Raw genomic sequence first — 19,158 nt, forward strand, 5'->3', positions numbered from 1 at the left:
CCCTCTCGGCCGATGCGGCGGACCGTTGCCGCGCCACGGACATCCCCTCTCCGCATCGCCGGCTCAGGACCGACGTTGCCCCCAGGTGTGCCCTTGCGGGCATGGGCAACGGAGTTCGCGTACGGAAGGGTGGAGAGTTCATCGCTCTCGTGGGGAGAAGGGGAGACCGTGCGCGCACAGCGACATGAGGCCGACCGGGAACGCGGTCAGGACCGTGGCCGCCGAGCCGCCGGCTCTCCGGCATTGCCGGGCAGGTTCTCCGTCATGTCGCCGCAGCGGGCACTGACGTTGCAGCGGTTGGCGGGCAACGCGGCCGTGGCGCGGACGCTGCAGGACGAACGCGAGCGCGAAGCCCTCGCGCCGTCCTCGGACGCGGCGCACGAGCCCGCCGCGAAGACCGCGGTGCAGCGTTCCACGGTGCACGAGGTGCTGGCGGGAGCGGGGCGGCCGCTGGACGCCGAAACACGTGCCGACATGGAGGCACGGCTGGGGGCCGACTTCTCGGACGTGCGCCTGCACACCGGTGCCGCGGCCCAGCGGTCGGCGGACGAGATCGGCGCCCGGGCCTACACCTCGGGCCGTCACATCGTCCTGGGTGCCGGCGCCGGGGACCGGCACACGCTCGCCCATGAACTGACCCACGTCATCCAGCAGCGCCGCGGACCGGTGGCCGGCACCGACCACGGGGACGGACTCAGCGTCTCCGACCCGTCCGACCGCTTCGAGCGGGAGGCCGAAGCCAACGCCGGGCGCGCGCTGAGCCTGCCGGCCGGCCACGCCGCGCCCGCGCACGAAGGGCCGGAGGGGCACGCGGGCCACGGCCACACCGCGACGGGCACCGCCGTCGTGGCGCAGCGCATGTGGAACAGCGGCGGCTCGGGCAGCCGGTCCCGGCGCGTGGGTGCGGACGACCACGGAGCCCAACTGGCGAGCGGGCAGCGTGAGCAGATGCAGTACCTGCCCGCCCTGTACGTGCCGGCCGAGACCTTCGGCCGGGACGGCAGCCTGCCGCCCCAGCCCACGCATGCCTACACGGCGGCGGGCCCGGGCTTCGTCGAGATCCTGCGGATGGAGGACTCGCCCCTGCCGAGCGTGGCCCACCGCGCCCCGGGTCCGCGCGACTCGTGGCCGATGAAGTACCAGTCGGGAGACTTCGTCTACCGCGTGGAGATGGTCAACGACCCGCAGGGCCGGACCAGCAGCCTCCTCATCGACTCGAGCCAACCGTTCCGCGTCCTGCGGCGGACGCTGAAGATGCGGCAGGGCGGCGCGTCGGCGGGCCGTACGTACCGCTTCGCGGAGCGCTGGGCGCCCAACCCGGCGTACTGGAACCTGCACGACCGCCGGGACGCCGCCCAGGCCGAGGCACAGGCCGCGGACCGGGGGCTGTCCGAGCAGGACCGTCTCAGCCGGGACGACGTGGACGACTTCTCGCCCCTGCCGACCGCCCCCGACCAGCCGTTCGTCTTCTACGTCTCGCCGAGTTCCGTCGACCCGCACTTCCAGCGCAGGGACGGCACACAGAAGAACGACCGCCGGTACCTCAGCGCGGAACGGTTCGACAACACCGTCGCCGCCGGATCCGCGGTGACGGGCTACGAACAGCAGGCGTTCCAGGGGCTCTCGGCGCCGCACCAGGTGGACCGCCGCACCGCGCGCCGCGACCCGGCCCGCGCCATGGGCAACCGGCAGGCCAACGAGCTGATGGGCAACGAGGGGCGCGGGGGCTCCACCGGTGAGCGCCTCGCCTCGCACGAATGGTGCCACCTGGTCGGAGACGGCGACGGCGGGCCGGACATCCCGGCCAACCTGGTGATCGGGACCAACGCGGTCAACACCGAACAGCTCGCCATGGAGACCGCGCTGCGCCCGTTCGTCGGGCAGTTGCGCACCCTGGGCTACTCGATCCAGCTCCGCGTCCGGGCCCTCGTCACGCCCGTGCCCCATCCGACGCTCCCCGACAGCCCGTGGAACGCGGCGCAGTACATCAGCTACCGGATCTCGCTCGTGCCGCGGGGCGAACTGGACGCGGCCAACCCGTGGGAGATCCACCGGCAGATCATGGACGGTCAGCGCGGCACGATCACGGAGCTCGAGTTCACCTACCTGCACCACACGGTGCGGGCCAAGCTGCGCCAGGTCGTCGAGGAGATCGAGGCCGAGCAGGACGACGACCGCATGAGCGACGGGCAGAGCGACCCGGCGTACGGCGCTCCGTACGGTTACGCGCCCGCACTCCAGCCGGCGATGCCGGGCGCGAGCGCCGGGTACTCCTACTACTGAGGCGTCCGCCGGGCCGTCGCCCGCGGCCCGGTCCGCCGCCTCTCGGGCGATGCCGGCGTACAGACGGAAGAGGACGGGGCGGGCTTCGCCGCCTTCCCGGTCGCGCAGAGCCGCCCAGCACCGGGCGACGAGTTCCCGGGCCTGGGCTGCGGGCCAGGGCCGGGGTTCCACGGCGACGGCCTCCCCCCGCCCACCCACGCGACGGCTCGGCGCAGCCGAACTACCCGGCCGTGACCGAGAGGAGAGCCAGGCGGGCCTCCTCCGCGCGGGGCGAGCCCAGCGCGGTGTACAGGGACAGCGCCTGGTGAAGGTGTTCGACGGCGTGCGCCCGCTCCCCCGTGCCCTGCCGGACCAGGGCCGCACCGATGTGGGCGCGGGCCTGTTCCTCCTGTTCGCCGATTCCACGGGCCACTTCCAGCGCCGACGCGTGGGCGTCGAGGGCCTCGGCGTGCCGTCCGGCGCCGTGCAGCGCCTCGCCGAGGCCGTTGAGAGCGCCCGCCTCCCCGTAGCGTTCGCCGGTCCGCCGGAAGTGGACCAGGGCCTGGTGCTGATGCTCGGCGGCCTCCTCGTACCTGCCCTGGCGGCACAGCGCGTTCCCCAGGTTGGACAAGGCGTGCGCCTCGCCCCCGGTGTGTCCGAGCCGCCGGAAGGCGACGAGCGCCTGCTCGAAGCGCCGGGCCGCTGCCTCGTGGTCGCCCAGTCGCGCCAGGACGATCCCCAGGTTGCCGAGGGCGCTGGCCTCCCCGAACGTGTGGCCCGTCTGCCGATACAGGGCCAAGGCCTGCTGATACCGCTCGGTCGACGCCTGGTAGTCCTCCAGCAGCTCCTGAACGATGCCGAGGTTGTTGAGCACGTCGGCCTCCCCGTGGACATCACCCACCGCGCGAAACAGCTCGACCGCCTTCTCGTGGTGCTCGGCGGCCTCCCGGTACCGGCCCTGCAACTCGTGCAGCACACCCACATTGGTGAGATGTCGTGCCTCGCCGGCCCGGTAGCCGACCCGGCGGCACAGCGACAGCGCGTCCGCGTGGTGCCGGTCGGCGCTCTCGTAGTCTCCGAGCCGCCGGTGGACCGCGCCGACACAGGCGAGGACATCCACCTCGCCGCGGACGTCCCCCACCGCACGGGCCGCCCGCACGGCGTGCGTGTGCACGGTCAGCGCGTCGGCGAAGTGCCCCGCCCGCTCGTAGTGGCGGTGGAGCGTGGTGGCGATCCGCACGGTGTGCCGTGACGGGCCGGGCTCCTCGGTCCGGGAACACAGAGCCACCAGTGTGGGCTGCGCGGCGCGCAGCCACGCGCGGCACTCGTCGGCCGTGCGCAGGGGCGGCAGACCGGTGGCGGGCACCTCGACGTCGGGACGCAGGTGCCGTTCGGCGGGGTACAGCACGTCCATGGCCGCCGCCGACGCCGCCAGACAGTGGTCGAGCAGACGGGTGACGGCGGCGTCACGCTCACCCGGCCCGTCGTGCCGGTTCGCGAGCTCGGCGGCGTAGGCGCGCAGCAGGTCGTGCATGCCGTGGCGGCCGGGCCCACTGCGGTGCACCAGGTGCGCGCGGGACAGGACGTCCAGGGAGCGCCGCGTCCGCTCCACGGTCCCGCCGACCAGGGCGGCGGCCGCGTACGCGTCCACGTCGGGCCCCGGGTGCAGGCCCAGCAGCCTGAACAGGCGGGCCTCCTGCTCGGGAAGGCGGTCGTAGGACCAGGAGAAGACGGCCCGGACGGCGGCCCGGGGATCCCCGTCGCCGCTGTCCAGCAGATCCAGACGCCGCCGGTGGTCGCGCAGTTCCTCCACGAGGCGGGCCAGGGGATCCGACGGACGGGACAGCACCAGTTCGGCCGCCACCCGCAGCGCCAGGGGCAGCCACCCGCACTGCTCGGCCAGGGCGGTGGCGGCGTCGAGGTCCATGTCGACGCGTGTCCCGGTCAGGGAGCGCAGCAGGGCGAGCGCCTCGTGCGGCGAGAGGACGTCCAGGACCACTCGGTGCGCCCCGTGCACCGCCACCAGGGACGACAGCGAGTCCCGGCTCGTGATCACCACCTTGCACGTGGGGCTGCCGGGCAACAACGGGCGTACCTGCGCCGCGGAGGCGGCGTTGTCGAGGAGGACGAGCAGACGCCGTCCGTCGACCGCCGTGCGGTAGCGCGCCGCGCGGTCGTTGAGCCGCAGCGGTATCTCCTGCCCGGGCACGCCCAGGGCGGTGAGGAAGCCAGCGAGGGCCTGGGCGGCGGAGACCGGCTCGTCCGGGTCATAGCCGCGCAGATCGACGTAGAGCTGGCCGTCGGGAAAAGCCTCGCGTGCCTGGTGCGCCCAGCGCACGGCCAGCGCGGTCTTGCCCACGCCCGCAGTGCCGGAGACGGCGCAGACGACCACCGCCGCCCCGCCCTCTCCCCCGTCCCGACCGTCTGTCGCGGCCAGGTACCGTGTGAGCTCCGCCAGTTGCTCCTCCCGCCCGCTGAAGTGACTGACTGCCATCGGGAGTTGGGCGGGGACCTGGGCAGGGGGCAGGGCGGGCGCTCCGGCGGCGGCAGGGGCGGGTCCCGGCTTCGCCGGCTCCTCCCGTCCGGTGCCGCCGCGCAGCATCTCCTCGTACGCCGACTGCAGTTCCCGGCCCGGGGTCACGTCCAGCTCGGAGCACAGCCGGTCGCGGATCCCGGTGTACGTCTGCATGGCCTCGGCCGTTCTTCCGGTGGCCGCCAGGCTCCGGATCACCGCCACGGCGAGCGGCTCGCACAGCGGGTGCTCGGCCAGCAACGGCTGGAGGACGGGGGGCACTTCCTCGGGTCTTTCCTGCCGCAGCAGGGCGCGGGCCCAGGCGAGCGCCGCCTCCACGCGCTCCTGTGTCCAGGCGGTGCGCGTGCGCTCCGCCCACGCTCCCGCCAGCCCCGCCAGCGGCGCCCCGCGCCACAGCCGCAGAGCCTCCTCCAGGATGTGTGCGCGGCGGGTGTCGGACAGGTCCGGCTCACGCCCCTGCACGACGAGCGAGCGGAATCGCAGCAGGTCGACGGCGTGTTCGTCCGCGTCCAGGACGTATCCGCCGGACGTCCGGCGGATACGGAGGGACGGTGGGGCCGTCTCGGCTTCGCCGTCGCCCGGGGCAGCTGTCGCGTCGTCAAGGAGCCGCCGCAGACGGCTGATGTGCGAGTACAGGACCGACCGGGCCCCGTCGGGCGCGGCGGTGTCCCAGACGCGGTCCACCAGGGTGTTCACGGGGACCGGCCGGCCGGTGTCGGCCGCCAGCGCTGCGAGGACGGCTTGACGACGGGGCTGCCCGACGTCGACCACGCGCCCCGCGACGCACAGTTCCAGGGGTCCGAGCAGATGCAGGTTCATCGCGCCTCACGCAGGAGGGGCGGTGGAACGGCCGTCCGGCGGCGGGGTCTTCGTCCGCCGGCCGGAGCCGGGATTCCACACGGCCCTCCGTCCTTCGCTCCGGGGCCGCCTCAGCAACGGCCGTCACAAGGTTTTCGCAAGGTTCACCGTAGATCCTCACCTCACATGCCGTCAGGCGGATCGCGGCAGGCCTGCGGACCGTGGGGAGCGCCGGCCTCGGCTCGTACGGGGCTTTCGGTGAGCGACGTCGCCACGCGCCTGCCGACGGGCGCGTGAGGCCTGACCGAGCAGACGTGACCAGAGAAATGGACTGCAATGCGCACGATGATGTCCCGAGTCAACCGGACGGCCGTCGCCGTCGTCGCCACCGCCTTCATGGCGTCCGGCGTGGTCGTCGCGGGGGCGACGACCGCGTCCGCGGACGGGTGCGTCGGCCCCCTGTGCGGCGCGGTGAAGAACCGGACCGGCCAGACGATGCACTACACGACGAGTCTCGGCGAGGGCCCGCACTACTGCGACGTGTGGAACTGGGGCGGCGGCACCGGGAGCGAGTTCAAGCACGCCAAGTGCAAGCAGGAGTCGTTCGGCAACGGCACGCGGGGCGGCAACGGCACCGGCAAGGACGTCGACGCCTTCACGTTCGCCTCCCACGGCTACCACGAGCGGTTCTCGCGGGTCGGCACCTGGCACTGGCGGGCGAAGGGCGTCTGGACGAAGATCCGCAGCGGAGAGATCGCCGACTGCGGCATCGGCGACAACAACGAGGTCTGGTGCACCGTGCTGGTCCAGGCCTGACACGGGCTCGTGGGGCGGCGGCACGCTTGCGCCGCCGTCCCACGAGGGCCCGCCCACGCGGCCGGCCCTCGCAGACCACCGACCGACGGGGGGCCGGTGGCCTGCGAGAGCCGGCCCGGGCGGGTCAGGGTTCGGGATGAGCGAGGCGGCCGAGCAGGGCCACCGCCTCCTCGACGGGGACCGGCTGGAAGAACAGCGCGTCGACGCGCTCAACCGCCTCGATCGCACGCGGCGCCAGGTCGGCGCCGGCGTCGGTGACGCGTAGCCGTTTGGCGCGGGTGTCGGCCGGGTCGACCTCGCGCTCGACGAGGCCCTTGTGTTCCAGGGTGCGCAACACCTGGGAGGTCATCTTCACGTCGGTGCCGGCCTGGCGGGCCAGGGTCAGCTGGTTCGGCTGCTCGCCCTGGGAGTTGAGCCACCAGGTGCAGGCGAGCAGGACGAACTGCACATGAGTGAGATCGAGCGGGGCCAGGGCCGTGGCGATGTCGCGCTGCCAGCGCAGCGTGGCATGCCACAACAGGAATCCGGGGCTCTCGCCGGGACTGAGGGGCATCAGCGCACGGCCGTCCCGACGAGCGAGGCCATGGTGTCGGGCCAGTCGGCGGTGATGCCCGGGCCGATCTGCGGACCGATCTCGTCCGCTCCGGCGCCGGTGATCTCCATGCGGTACACCACGCGGATCCGCTCCTGGCCGACCCGGTCGATCCGGTGGGTGGTGCGCAGCAGCAGGTCACCGAAGCGGGCCTCGTCCACGAACCGTTCGCCTGCGACGACCTCGGCGACGCGCAGCAGGATCGGATCGTCACCGGGAGGCGTCATCGTGATCTGCGCGCCCTCCGCGAACGGGCCGCTGATCTCGATCTTCTCGATCTCGGCGTTCCAGGTGCCCCAGCTCGGCACATCGGCCCAGAGCCGCCAGATCGCCTCGGGGGTGGCGCTGGTCTCGATGCTGTGCTCGTACTCCCACATGCGGGCCTCCTCGACGAATAATGTGTGCATAGATTATCTACGCAGAGACTATCTGTCGAGTGCGCGGCGCCGACCGCCGCGCCTCCCCCTCGGGGCGGGCGGCCAACGCAGCTCTGCCACGACCGACTAGCGGTTGATGGCGCGCATCCCCGCCTCGTCGTACCGCTCGCCCGCCGCCTCGGGCAGCTCGGCGTCGATACGGGCCAGGTCCTCCCCGCTCAGTGCGATGTCGACAGCGGCGGCGTTCTGCTCCAGGTACGTGCGGCGCTTGGTGCCCGGGATCGGCACCAGGTCCTCGCCCTGGGCCAGCACCCAGGCGATGGCCAGTTGGGCGGGGGTCACGTCCTTCTCGGCGGCGATCTCCTTCACCTTCGCCGCGAGCCGCTGGTTCGCCTCCAGGTTGGCGTCCTTGAAGCGCGGGTTCTCACGGCGCCAGTCGTTCGCGTCCAGTTCCTCCGTCGAGGTGAACCGCCCGGCGAGGAAGCCGCGCCCGAGCGGCGAGTACGGCACGAAGCCGATGCCCAGCTCCCGGCAGGCGGGCAGCACCTCGGCCTCCACATCCCGCGACCACAGCGAGTACTCGCTCTGCACCGCGGTGACCGGGTGCACGGCGTGGGCGCGCCGGATGGTCTCCGCGCTCGCCTCGCTCAGGCCGATGTACCGCACCTTGCCCTCGGCGACCAGTTCGGCCAGCGCGCCGACGGTCTCCTCGATGGGCACGTTCGGGTCGACCCGGTGCTGGTAGTACAGGTCGATGTGGTCGGTCCCCAGACGCTTCAGGGAGCCGTGGACGGAACTGCGGACGTGCTCGGCCGAGCCGTCCTGCGGGCCCACCGTGCTGATGTCGCCCGGCACGGCGTCGTCCATCCGGTAGTTGAACTTCGTCGCGATGACGTACTCGTCACGATGCCCCTGGATCGCCTCGCCGACGAGCGACTCGTTGGTGAGCGGACCGTACATCTGCGCGGTGTCGAGGAAGGTCACCCCGATGTCGAGGGCCCGCCGGATGGTGGCGATGCCCTCCTGCTGATCCGTGGATCCGTAGAAGGCGGACATGCCCATACACCCCAGGCCGATGGCCGATACCTGGAGGTCCCGCAGACTGCGCTTCTGCATGTGGTGTCCCAGCCTTTCCCTGCACGCTCGTTCGTCGTTCGGACCGCACGAATCCCGTCATCCGTCTCATGACGAACGCCGTCGCCGGCATCCCGTGCGGGACACCGGGCGACATGGCTTCGTGCGCCGCGATGCAATCGACGCTACGACCTGGAGCGCACTCCAGCGCAAGTCCGCTGTGCGGCGGAGCGGCGGAGCGGCGGAGCGGCGGAGCGGCCATGCGTTCCACAATGCGTGACGACGACCCCGCCGCGTCCGGGGACGGATCACGGCGCTGGTTCCCAGGCCGAGGCCCGGGCGCCGTGTCGGCCGGGCGGTGGGCCCGCACGAAGGTCAAGTCACCGCTGCCGGCGGTCACTCGCCCTTGCGGCAGGCCGCGACGGCCCCGTCCAGGGTCCGGTGGTCGGCCCAGCTGCCGTGGAAGCCGAACGGCACCCGGCTGGGGAGCTTGACCCGGGCCAGCGGGGTGCGGCGCAGGTCGGCGGCGTCGTGGACGAGGAGTTCGCTGAGGCCGGTGGCCCGGTTCCACCGATCTGAGCCACGCAGATGGCGAGACAGGCCGCCACCAGCGTGCCGCGGCTCAGGGGAACGAAGAGGTGCGGGGAGGGCCTTGGGCTCTCGGCGCCGTGATCGGTCATGAGGGATGCCTCCAGTGGTGCTCGGCGGACGCCGTCGAGTGGGCGACGCTCGCGCCATCGTGTCCCGTATCGCCGGACAGGCATTTCATTAAGCAGGACGGTGCACCGCCCACCCGCCCTCAGTCAAGAGGTCCGACAGCGGCAAAGCAACGATTGACGCACCAACGCAAGGTAGCTACCGTCCTGACTAATAACTGGTCAGTCCTGAATAAGGAGACGACATGAGCGTCACTGGTCTCGGACACACCGGCTTCTGGGTCGACGACCTCGAGAAGATGCGCGACTTCTACAGCCGGGTCCTGGGGCTGACCGTGACCGACGAGGACGAGGAGCGCCGCATCGTGTTCCTCTCGTCCCGCCCAAACGAGGAGCACCACGAGTTCGTGCTCCAGGAGGGGCGGACCGCCCCGGCGGGGAGCAAGCTGACGCACCAGGTGTCGTGGCGGGTGGACTCCCTGGAGACGATCATCGACTTCCACCACCGGTTCCGCGCCGAGGGCATCGAGGTCCAGCAGGAGGTCACCCACGGCAACGCGATCGGGATCTACTTCTTCGACCCCGAGGGCAACCGCAACGAGGTCTACCTGCGCATCGAGCGTGACGTGCGCCAGCCGTTCCGCAAGACCCTGAACCTCGACCAGTCCCCCGAGGAGATCTTCGCCGACGCCGAGCGGCTGCTGACCGAGGGCGGCCCCGCCTACCAGCCCGTCCAGTGATCCACGGCCCGCGACGGAGCACCCTGATGACTGAACCACCCTCGGCCCCCCAACCGGCATCCGCGTCCGACGACCGGCCAGCGGTCCTGGTCGTCGGCGCCGGACCGACCGGTCTGACGGCCGCCCACCTCCTCGGCTCCCGGGGCGTACGGGTCCTGCTGATCGAGCGCAACGCCGCCACCAGCGACGCCGCCAAGGCGATCAGCCTCGACGACGAGTCCCTGCGCACCCTCCAGTCGGCCGGCCTCGACGAGGCGGTCTACCCGATCATCGTGCCGGGCACCGGGACCAAGTACTTCGGCGCCGACGGACGCCCCCTGGTGCACGCCCGCGGCACCGGTGACCAGCGGTACGGCCACCCCTTCAAGAACCCCTTCGCCCAGCCCGACCTCGAACGGGTGCTGTGCGAGCAGCTGCGCCGCCTCCCGGACGTCGACGTCCGCTTCGGCACCCGGCTGACGAACCTCCGCCACCACGCCGACCGGGTCCGGGTCACGCTGCGCACCGGCGGCGAGGACGGACCCGTCGAGGAGTTGGACGTCTCCTACGTCCTCGGCTGCGACGGCGGCCGCAGCACCGTGCGCGACCTGCTGTCCATTCCCATGCAGGGACGCAGCTTCCCCGACGTGTGGCTGGTGGCCGACACCCTGGAGGACGGCCACGACCAGCGCTACGGCATGCACCACGGCGACCCCGGGCGTCCCGTCGTCATCGTGCCGGGTCGGGACGGCCGCTGCCGCTACGAGTTCCGGCTCAGGCCGGGCGAGTGCGAAGCGGGCACGCCGCCCCCGTTCGAGCTGGTGAGTCAACTCCTGCGCCCCTACCGGGAGATCACCCCTCAGCAGGTCGAGCGCACGGTCGCCTACAGCTTCCACGCCCTCCTGGCCGACCGGCTGCGCGACGGCCGCTGCTTCCTGCTCGGCGACGCGGCCCACATGATGCCGCCGTTCGCCGGACAGGGCCTCAACTCCGGGGTGCGGGACGCGGCCAACCTCTGCTGGAAGATCGCCGAGGTCCTCGCGGGCAGGGCCGGTGACGCCCTGCTCGACACCTACGACACCGAGCGCCGCCCGCACGCCCGGGCCGTGATCGACCTGTCCGTGCGGCTCGGCCGGATCGTCATGACCACCAGCCGCCGCCGCGCCCGCCTGCGCGACCTGCTGGTGCGCACCGCCATGCACACCCCGCCGGGACGCCGCTACCTCACCGAGATGCGCTACCGCCCCGAGACCCGTGTGCGCCACGGAGCCGTCGTACGCCTCGACGGCCCGCACCAGTCACTCGTCGGCACACCGCTGCCCCAGCCGCGTGTACTGCGCGCCCCCTGCCACCGGGTCACCCGGCTCGACGACGTCCTCGGCCGGAGCTGGAGCCTGCTGGGCATCGGCGTGACCGAGGCCGACTGGGCGACGGCCGCCGTTCGGCCCGGCCTCCCGGACGCCGCCCGCGTGGACGTCCGCCTCGACGACCTCGCCCCGCGGGACCACGTCGGCCGCGCCGGGATCGCCGACGCCGACGGACGCCTCGACGCCCTCTTCGCCTCACTGGCGGGCCACTTCGTGCTCGTGCGCCCGGACCGGCTGGTGGCCGCCGTGTTCACCCCCGACCTGACCGGGCGCGTGGCCGCGGAGTTGTGCCGCTCGGCCGGCAGCGCCGGGAGCGACGCCTCCGCGACGCCGGCCGCCGTCTCCTCCCGTCCCGAACCCCAAGTCCAGCCCCGCATCCACGGAGTACACCGATGAGACTCAGCACCGTCCGTCTCGACGGCGAAGACCGCACCACGAGCGCCGCCCGGCAGGACGGCGACGCACTCGTCCTGCTGCCGTACACCGACGTCGGCGCGCTGCTCGCCTCCGGCGAGGACTGGCGGGAACGGGCCGCCGACGACGGCGGCGCCCGCGTCCCGCTCGACGGGGCGGCCCTCGCCCCCCTCGTCCCCCACCCCAACAAGATCGTCTGCCTGGGCCTCAACTACGCCACGCACATCAAGGAAATGGGCCGCCAGACGCCCGCCCATCCCACCCTCTTCGCCAAGTACGACGGCTCCCTGATCGGCGCCCACGACGCCATCCACATGCCGCCGGTCAGCGACGACCTCGACTGGGAGGCCGAACTCGGCGTCGTCGTCGGCCGCCCCGGCCGGCACATCCCCCGCGGCCGGGCCCTCGATCACGTCGCCGGCTACACCGTCGCCAACGACGTCACCGTCCGCGACTGGCAGCACCGCACCCGCGAGTTCCTCTCCGGCAAGACCTTCGAGGCCACCACCCCCGTCGGGCCGGCCCTCGTCACCCCCGACGAAGTCCCGCCCGGCGCATCCGGGTTGACCATCTCCTGCGGCGTCGACGGTCACACGATGCAGAAGTCCAACACCGCCGACCTGCTCTTCGACGTCGCCGACGTCATCGCCTACGTCAGCACCATCATCACCCTCCGGCCCGGCGACCTGATCCTCACCGGGACCCCAGGCGGCGTCGGCGCCGGACGCGATCCCAAGGTCTTCCTGCGGCCGGGCCAGGAACTCCACACCGCCGTCGAAGGCATCGGCGAACTGCGCAACACCGTCGTCGAAGACGGACCGTGACCGCGCGAAGGGCACCCGTTCCGGGCCCGTGCCACACGGTCACAGCGTCCAACCTGTCAGGAACAGCGTCCCCGAACTACCGTGAGCGCAACTCCACCGCCGATCGGGCGCTGGACATCCTGACCATGTTCGACGACACCCATCCCGTCGTCTCCGGCACCGCGGTGGCCGAGCGGCTCGGCGTCGCCCGGTCCACCGCGTACCGCTATCTCCAGAGCCTGGTGGCCGGACACTTCCTCGAAGAGGCTCCCGGCGGCGGGTTCCGGCTCGGCCTGCGCCCTGCCGCCGATGCAGGCACTCGCGGACGAGGTGCGCGAGACCGTCCTTCTCACCCGCCGCACCCTGGACCTGGTCGTGTGCGTCGACCGCGCGGAGAGCGGAACCCGCGCGGTGCGGATCTCCTACGAGCGCGGCAGCACCCTGCCGCTCAACGCGGGCGCCTCCGCCCTGGTTCTGCTCGCCTGGAGCCCCGAGGACGAAGCCCGCCGACTGCTGGAGACGGCGGAACTGCGCCGCTTCACCCCGGCCACGCTCACCGACGTCGACGCCCTGATGGAACGCCTCGCCCGGATCCGCCGCCTCGGCCACTCGGTCACCCGCGGCGAACTCGACCCCGACGTCGTGGGCGTCGCCGCCCCCGTCATGGCCCCGGACGGGCAGGTCACGGCAGCGGTGAGCGTGGCGGCCCTCGCCTCCCGCGTCCCCCCGGAGGCGGAGACGGAGCTTGCCCAGAAGGTCCGCGCCACGGCGGGCGGGATCAGCGAACGCCTGGCCCTCACCGCGGCCTGACGGTCGCCGTCGGCGCAGGGTGACCGCACCGGCCGGCGCGCGGGCCGCACCGCGGGCGGCGCGCGGGAAATGGGGCGACGCCGGTCAGTCCCCGGCCGGAAGCACCAGGCGGAACGTGCACCCGGGACCCGCTCCGGTGTCGAGTTCGAGGCGTCCGCCGTGGCCCCGGGCGATCGCCGTGGCGATGGCGAGGCCGAGGCCGCTACCGCCGTGGTCACGGGAGCGGGAGGGGTCGACGCGGTAGAAGCGCTCGAAGACCCGCTCGGCCTCCTCCGGCGCCAGTCCCGGTCCCCGGTCTGCGACTTCGATCACGCAGACCGGTGTGCCCGGGGCCAGCGGCGGTGAGCCGCTGGCCCGGCCGGGGCGGTCGGTGCCCCCTGCCGCGGCCCCCGCGCGGGCGGTGCCCACGCACACGTCGACCGCGGTCCCGGGCGGCGTGTGGACGAGCGCGTTGGACAGCAGGTTGTTCACCACCTGGAGCAGACGGTCCGGGTCCCCCACCGTCTCGACGACATCGAGTTCATGGTCCCGGGCGTCCCCCGCCTTCGCGTCGAGCGGGCTGAGGGTCACCCGGTGCTCGCCTCCGCTCCGCACGGCCGCCGCGCTCACCGCGTCGGCCGCGAGGGACAGCAGGTCGACGGGGACGGCGCGGTAGGACGGCTCCTGGTCGAGTCTGGCCAGCAGGAGCAGGTCGTCGACGAGATGGTTCATGCGCTCGGCGTTCCTGGCGACCTGTTCGTCGGCCTCCCGGCGCTGCGCGGTGGGCCGGTCCGGGTGGCGCAGGGCCAGCTGGGCGAAGCCCTGGATGGAGGTCAGGGGCGTCCGCAGCTCGTGTCCGGCGTCGGCCACGAAGCGACGCAGCCGGGCCTCGGAGAACTCACGTTGGTGCAGGGCCTGTTGGAGACGGTCGAGCATGTCGTTCAGCACGGTTCCCAGGCGGCCGGTCTCGGTGCGCGGGTCGGTGTCGGGCAGCCGCACGCTCAGATCCCCCGCAGTGATGTCCTGAGCCGTGTGCTCCATCCGGGTCAGCGGAAGGAGACCGAGTCGGACGACCCACCGGCCGACGGCGATCAGCCCCACGACTGCCGCGGCGAAGACGGCCAGGTTGAGGGCGAGCAGTTTCGACGTGGCCCCCTCCACGGTGTCGAGAGGCAGGGCGACCACGAAGGTGGTTCCGCCGGCCTTGGCGTCCTTCCACGACACCCGCCAGTTGCCGTCGCCGGACTCGGCCGGGACGGTGGCGTGGCCCCCCTTCCCCAGAGGGAGTCCGCCGGTGTTCGCCGGGAGCGCCGGGCCCGGCTTCGTCCCGCCGCCGAGGGCTCCCCACTTCCGGCCCGAGGTGTCGTAGAAGGTGATCCGGAAGTCCGAGGGCAGGGTGGCGGAGTCAGGGGCCGGCGTGGTGTGCGGCCCGGACTCTTCGGCGAGGGCGCGGGTCGGCAGATCGAACTCCGTCAGCTGCTGGTCGACCCGGTTGAGCAGCCACGAGTGCAGCACGAGGAACCCGACGGTCTGTGCGGTGAGAACCGCGGCCGCGGCCAGCAGGGTGACGCCCCACACCAGCCGGCCGCGCAGGGACCGGGGACGGACCCGGATCACCGGTCCGCCCCGGCGCGCGGCAGGCGCAGACAGTAGCCCACGCCTCGCACGGTGTGCAGCAGGGGCGGGTCGAAGCGGTCGATCTTGCGGCGCAGGTACTTGACGTAGGTCTCCACGATGCGGCTGTCGCCGGCGAAGTCGTACCCCCAGACATGGTTGAGGATCTTGGTCTTGCTCAGTACCCGGTTGGCGTTCTCCATCAGGTAGGTGAGCAGGTTGAACTCGGTCGGTGACAGCGGGACGTACTCGCCCGCCCGGTGCACCTCGTGGGCGTTCTCGTCCAGTTCCAGGTCGGCGAAGCGCAGGATCCCGCTGTCGGCGCTCTCCGCCTCGACGATGCGCTCGGGGTCGGTCCGCCGCAGGATGGCGCGGATGCGCAGCAGGACCTCCTCGATGCTGAACGGCTTGGTCACGTAGTCGTCGCCGCCCGCGCTCAGGCCCGCGATGCGGTCGGCGACCTCACCGCGGGCCGTGAGGAAGAGCACCGGCGTCCGTACCCCCGCGGCGCGCAGGCTGCGGGTGACCTCGTAGCCGTCCAGATCGGGCAGCATCACGTCCAGCAGGACGAGGTCGGGGCGCAGCCCCTCGATGTCGCGCAGGGCGTCCCGGCCGGTGGCGGCGCCGGCGACCGCGTAGCCGGACAGCCGCAGCGCCGACTCCAGCAGCATGCGGATGCCGGGGTCGTCCTCGACCACCAGAAGTCGGTACGGGGCCGGGGCGTCGAGCGGTTCGGGCATGGTGCGCAGTCGTCCGTTCTGCCGCTGCTGCTACTGGGCGGCGCAGTCGTACAAGGTCGTGCCGGTGCGGCCCATGATGCCGCCCGCGGCCGAGCCGCCGCCGTCCGAGCTGCCGGAACTGCTGCTGCCGCCGTACTCCTTGGCGGGCACCTCGGTGCAGTGCTCGCTGATCCATGCCGACCGCTGGGAGGCCGCGCTGTCCTTGCCGCCCCTCATGGGGCCCGTGCCGGCGGAGGCGCCGGAGCCGAGTACGTAGCGCAGTTCGCCGTCCTTGGTCCACTTCCGCAGCTGCTGTACGGAGGGTGCGTTGTCGGAGCCGCTGAAGCCGCCCATCCCGATGACCGTGGTGTCGCTGCTCAGGATGAAGGTGGCCGCGCCCTGCGCTCCCCCTTCGACGGCGAGCTTGATGCGGGCGCCGTCGGAGTGCTCGGTGGCGAAGTCGAGGATCTTGCGCTGGTCGGAGGTGAGCTTCGTGGCGCCGCCCGGTCCACCGAAACCGCCTCGGCCGCCCGTGCCGCCGCTGCCGCCCACTCCCGGGAAGGAGGGCATGGCGCCCCCTGCGGAGCCCGAGCCGCCACCACCGGCGCCGGGCATCCCGGGCATGTCGGTGGGCATCCCCGACGGCATTCCCGAGGGCATCCCCTCGGGCAGCTCGCCCGAGGACCCGCCGGGCATGCCGGACCCGCCGCCGCCGACGCCCTCGGGCAGCTCGAAGCCCTCCGGCAACGCGCCGCCGTTCCTTCCGCCGAACGGCATCGTCGCCGGCCCGGCCGTCGGGTTGGCTCCGCCCATCGCCACCCCGGAACCGCCGGTCACGCTCACCGCCCATGCGGCGGGCGCCAGCAGCACCGCCATCAGCGCGCCGCCCAGGGCGACCGGAACCAGCCGCGCCACCCGCCCCGCGGCCACCAGCAGTCCGACGGCGATCAGCCCCAGCACCAGCACCAGCCAGGCCAGCCACCCGTGCCAGGACGGCACCCGGCGGATCACGACCACGGCCCAGACGACGGTCACCAGCACGGTCCCGGCGCCGACGGGCAGCGCCCAGCGCGCCCCGGCCCGGTGCGCCCGCATCAGCACGGTCGCCAGTCCGGCGGTCAACGCGGCCACTGCGGGGGCGAGTTGGGTCGTGTAGTACGGGTGGAAGATGCCCTCCTGGGTGGAGAACACCAGCCCGCACACCATGAGCCAGATCCCCCACAGCACCCACCCCGAACCCGCCAGGGCCTCACCCGCCGAGCCGCCGCCCCGGCGGCGCACAACCGCTGCGGCCACCGCGACGACCAGGGCCACGGCACTCGCCGGCAGCAGCCAGCTGATCTGCCCGGCCACTTGGTCGTTGAACAGCCGCAGCAGCCCGGCCTCGCCGCCGAAGCCGCCGGCGAAGTTGCCCATGCCGCCACCGTTCGCGCTCTCGCCGAAGACGCGGCCGAGCCCGTTGTAGCCGGTCACCAGGTCCCAGGCGCCGCCGTCGGTGCTGCCGCCGACGTACGGCTTCTCACCGGGCCACCAGGCGACCATCGCCACCCACCACAGCGAGGACACCGCGCACACGGCGCCGGCGGTCAGCAGCCGCCCGGCCCGCGCGAGCCAGGCCCCCCGCGCACCCACCAGCCAGGCCGCCGCGAGGGCCGGCAGCACCATCCAGGCCGCCATCATCTTCGTGAGGAACCCGCAGCCGACGAGGAACCCGCTCGCGCACAGCCACCAGGTGGAGGCCCGCGACGCGTCGGACTGCAGGGCGCGGGTCAGGGCATAGGCGGCGGCGACCAGGAACAGCACCAGCAGGGTGTCGGGATTGTTGTCCCGGTTGATGGCGACGGTGATCGGAGTCAGCGTCATCACCAGGGCGGCGATAAGGGCCGCGCCCTCACCGGCCCAGCGCCGGACCGTACGGTGCAGCACGAGTACGGCGGCGACGCCCTCCACCACCTGGGGCAGGATCAGCGCCCACCCGTGCATCCCGAAGATCTTGCTGCTGACGACCTGCGGCCACAGCGCCGCCGGCGGCTTGTCGACCGTGACGACTCCGGCCGGGTCGAAGGAGCCGAACAGGAAGTTCGTCCAGTCGCGGCCCATCGACTTCACCGCGGCCGAGTAGTAGCTGTTGCCCCAGCCGAGGGAGCCGAGGGCCCAGCCGTACAGCAGCGCGGACAGAAGCAGGATCACGCCCAGGGCGGCGGGGGCCGCCCAGCCCGGCAGGGCACGGCTCGTGACGGGGAGACGCAGGCCGGGGGCCCTGTGCGCCTCGGTGGTGGAGGTCATGGTGGGGTTCGCTCTCGGGGAGTAGGAGGTCAGGACGCGCGGCGGCGGAAGACGGCCAGGCGCAGCACCAGGAAGCGCAGGGCGGTCACCAGGACCGAGGAGGCGGCGAGGACGAGGGTCTCCGCGGCCGCCGAGGCGTCCGGCACGGTTTCGCGGAACGCCAGCACCGCGGCCGAGGTGGTGAGGTAGCCGACGACGAACAGGGCGCCGGCGCCCAGGTGCGCCCGTCCCGCCCCGATCCCGTCCGCGGAGTAGCGGAAGGTCAGTCGACGGTTGGCCTCGGTGTTCAGCAGGGTGAGCACGAGGAGCGAGACGAAGTTGGCCGCGGCGGGCTGCCACCAGCCGCGCAGCAGCCAGTACAGGAGCGCCTGCCCGGCGGTCGAGGCGATGCCGATGAGGACGAAGCAGCCGATCTGCCGGCTGAGTTGGGAGCGGGCGACGTCCGGGGCCAGGACGGCGTCCGGGTGTTCGGCGGCGGGTGCGGGGCGGCGGGGAACCGGGACGCGGGCGGCGCCCGACGCCTTGAGCCGGGCCATGCGCCACAGGCCCCTGAGGTCGTCGGTGGCCGTGCCCACCACGTCCACCCGGGTGTCGACGTCCTCCACCCAGTCGACGGGGACCTCGTGGATGCGCAGGCCGTTGTGCTCGGCGAGCAGCAGCAGTTCGGTGTCGAAGAACCAGGCGTCGTCCTCGGTCCTGGCCAGCAGCGGGCGCAGCACGTCGGTGCGGGCCGCCTTGAAGCCGCACTGGGCGTCACTGAACCGCGCGCCGTGGGTGAGCCGGATCAGCGCGTTGTAGCAGCGGGAGATCAGCTCGCGGCGCGGTCCGCGCACGGTGCGGGCGCCGGGGGCGAGGCGGCTGCCGATGGCGAGGTCGGAGTGGCCGCTGGCCAGCGGGGCGATCAACGGGAGCAGTCCGTCCAGGCCGGTGGACAGGTCGACGTCCATGTAGACGACGATGTCGGCGTCGCTCTTGGCCCACACGGTGCGCAGCGCCAGGCCCCGGCCTTTGCGCTCCAGGTGGACGACGTCGACGCCGGGCAGTTCCCCGGACAGCTCGCGGGCCACGGCGAGGGTCCGGTCGACGCTGGCGTTGTCCGCCACGGTGATCCGCCAGGGGTACGGCAGCTGGTCGCGCAGTCGGGCGTGCAGGGTACGGATGCAGCCGGGCAGGGCCCGTTCCTCGTTGTGGACGGGGATGACGATCTCGACGGTCGGCGTGTACGTGGCGGTCGAGCCGAAGACGTCGGCCCGCGACGCCGGCTGGAAGCGCCGAGCCGCGGGCAGACCGCTGCTGGTGTGCGTCATGGATTCCTCGAGGGTGGGGGTCGGTGGGGGCG

General features: G+C 72.9%; 15 protein-coding genes and 1 pseudogene. 7 read left to right on the plus strand and 9 right to left on the minus strand.

The window, feature by feature from the left end; translation table 11 throughout:
• The first annotated feature begins 264 nt into the window (after positions 1-264).
• Positions 265-2,283 carry an eCIS core domain-containing protein gene (locus ACZ7DE_RS30090; protein ID WP_470766626.1) on the plus strand — a complete coding sequence of 673 codons (2,019 nt, stop codon included), beginning with the start codon at positions 265-267 and terminating at the stop codon, positions 2,281-2,283.
• 220 nt (positions 2,284-2,503) lie between these two features.
• On the opposite strand, the gene ACZ7DE_RS30095 is transcribed toward ACZ7DE_RS30090, so the two are convergent.
• Positions 2,504-5,614, minus strand: a complete 3,111-nt coding sequence (locus ACZ7DE_RS30095) for an AfsR/SARP family transcriptional regulator (protein ID WP_470766628.1) — start codon at positions 5,612-5,614, stop codon at positions 2,504-2,506.
• A 324-nt stretch (positions 5,615-5,938) separates the two neighbouring features.
• Here ACZ7DE_RS30095 and ACZ7DE_RS30100 point away from each other — a divergent pair, with 324 nt between their 5' ends.
• Positions 5,939-6,409: a hypothetical protein gene (locus ACZ7DE_RS30100; RefSeq protein ID WP_470766633.1), complete on the plus strand. Its 471-nt coding sequence runs from the start codon at positions 5,939-5,941 to the stop codon at positions 6,407-6,409.
• Positions 6,410-6,533: 124 nt separating this feature from the next.
• On the opposite strand, the gene ACZ7DE_RS30105 is transcribed toward ACZ7DE_RS30100, so the two are convergent.
• From ACZ7DE_RS30105 to ACZ7DE_RS30120, 4 genes are all read right to left on the minus strand, one after another.
• Positions 6,534-6,962 carry a MarR family winged helix-turn-helix transcriptional regulator gene (locus tag ACZ7DE_RS30105; RefSeq protein WP_470766636.1) on the minus strand — a complete coding sequence of 143 codons (429 nt, stop codon included), beginning with the start codon at positions 6,960-6,962 and terminating at the stop codon, positions 6,534-6,536.
• Positions 6,962-7,378: an SRPBCC family protein gene (locus tag ACZ7DE_RS30110; protein WP_470766641.1), complete on the minus strand. Its 417-nt coding sequence runs from the start codon at positions 7,376-7,378 to the stop codon at positions 6,962-6,964. The genes ACZ7DE_RS30105 and ACZ7DE_RS30110 overlap by 1 nt, the downstream gene beginning before the upstream one ends.
• A 126-nt stretch (positions 7,379-7,504) precedes the next feature.
• Positions 7,505-8,494, minus strand: coding sequence for an aldo/keto reductase (locus ACZ7DE_RS30115; protein WP_470766644.1), 990 nt, complete (start codon positions 8,492-8,494; stop codon positions 7,505-7,507).
• A 354-nt stretch (positions 8,495-8,848) separates the two neighbouring features.
• Complete coding sequence (locus ACZ7DE_RS30120) at positions 8,849-9,190, minus strand: carotenoid oxygenase family protein (RefSeq protein WP_470766646.1); 342 nt, start codon at positions 9,188-9,190, stop codon at positions 8,849-8,851.
• Between the two features lie 163 nt (positions 9,191-9,353).
• On the opposite strand from ACZ7DE_RS30120, the gene ACZ7DE_RS30125 reads away from it, so the two are divergent.
• The 5 genes and pseudogenes from ACZ7DE_RS30125 (at position 9,354) to ACZ7DE_RS30145 (ending at position 13,221) form a co-directional block, all read left to right on the plus strand.
• A complete protein-coding gene (locus tag ACZ7DE_RS30125; RefSeq protein WP_470766648.1) occupies positions 9,354-9,848 on the plus strand; it encodes a VOC family protein in 495 nt (164 codons plus the stop codon).
• A gap of 26 nt (positions 9,849-9,874) precedes the next feature.
• Positions 9,875-11,590 (plus strand): bifunctional 3-(3-hydroxy-phenyl)propionate/3-hydroxycinnamic acid hydroxylase, encoded by a 1,716-nt coding sequence (locus tag ACZ7DE_RS30130; RefSeq protein ID WP_470766650.1) that lies wholly within the window; start codon positions 9,875-9,877, stop codon positions 11,588-11,590.
• Complete coding sequence (locus tag ACZ7DE_RS30135) at positions 11,587-12,432, plus strand: fumarylacetoacetate hydrolase family protein (protein ID WP_470766652.1); 846 nt, start codon at positions 11,587-11,589, stop codon at positions 12,430-12,432. Before ACZ7DE_RS30130 ends, ACZ7DE_RS30135 begins: the two co-directional genes overlap by 4 nt.
• A gap of 125 nt (positions 12,433-12,557) precedes the next feature.
• Positions 12,558-12,617, plus strand: a pseudogene (locus tag ACZ7DE_RS30140) (hypothetical protein); the annotation flags it as partial.
• Positions 12,618-12,720: 103 nt separating this feature from the next.
• A complete protein-coding gene (locus tag ACZ7DE_RS30145; protein WP_470766654.1) occupies positions 12,721-13,221 on the plus strand; it encodes an IclR family transcriptional regulator in 501 nt (166 codons plus the stop codon).
• 84 nt (positions 13,222-13,305) lie between these two features.
• Here the strand turns inward: ACZ7DE_RS30145 and ACZ7DE_RS30150 are convergent, their stop codons facing one another.
• From ACZ7DE_RS30150 to ACZ7DE_RS30165, 4 genes are read right to left on the minus strand one after another with little or no spacing between them, the layout of a single operon-like run.
• On the minus strand, positions 13,306-14,817 hold the full coding sequence (locus tag ACZ7DE_RS30150) for a sensor histidine kinase (protein ID WP_470766656.1): 1,512 nt from the start codon (positions 14,815-14,817) through the stop codon (positions 13,306-13,308).
• Positions 14,814-15,554, minus strand: a complete 741-nt coding sequence (locus ACZ7DE_RS30155; protein ID WP_470766658.1) for a response regulator transcription factor — start codon at positions 15,552-15,554, stop codon at positions 14,814-14,816. Before ACZ7DE_RS30155 ends, ACZ7DE_RS30150 begins: the two co-directional genes overlap by 4 nt.
• 30 nt (positions 15,555-15,584) lie before the next feature.
• Positions 15,585-17,819, minus strand: a complete 2,235-nt coding sequence (locus ACZ7DE_RS30160; RefSeq protein ID WP_470766660.1) for a glycosyltransferase family 39 protein — start codon at positions 17,817-17,819, stop codon at positions 15,585-15,587.
• Positions 17,820-17,848: 29 nt separating this feature from the next.
• Positions 17,849-19,126 carry a glycosyltransferase gene (locus ACZ7DE_RS30165; protein WP_470766662.1) on the minus strand — a complete coding sequence of 426 codons (1,278 nt, stop codon included), beginning with the start codon at positions 19,124-19,126 and terminating at the stop codon, positions 17,849-17,851.
• Between the last annotated feature and the right edge of the window lie 32 nt (positions 19,127-19,158).

The sequence above is a fragment of the Streptomyces sp. NPDC037083 genome (genome assembly GCF_055606485.1).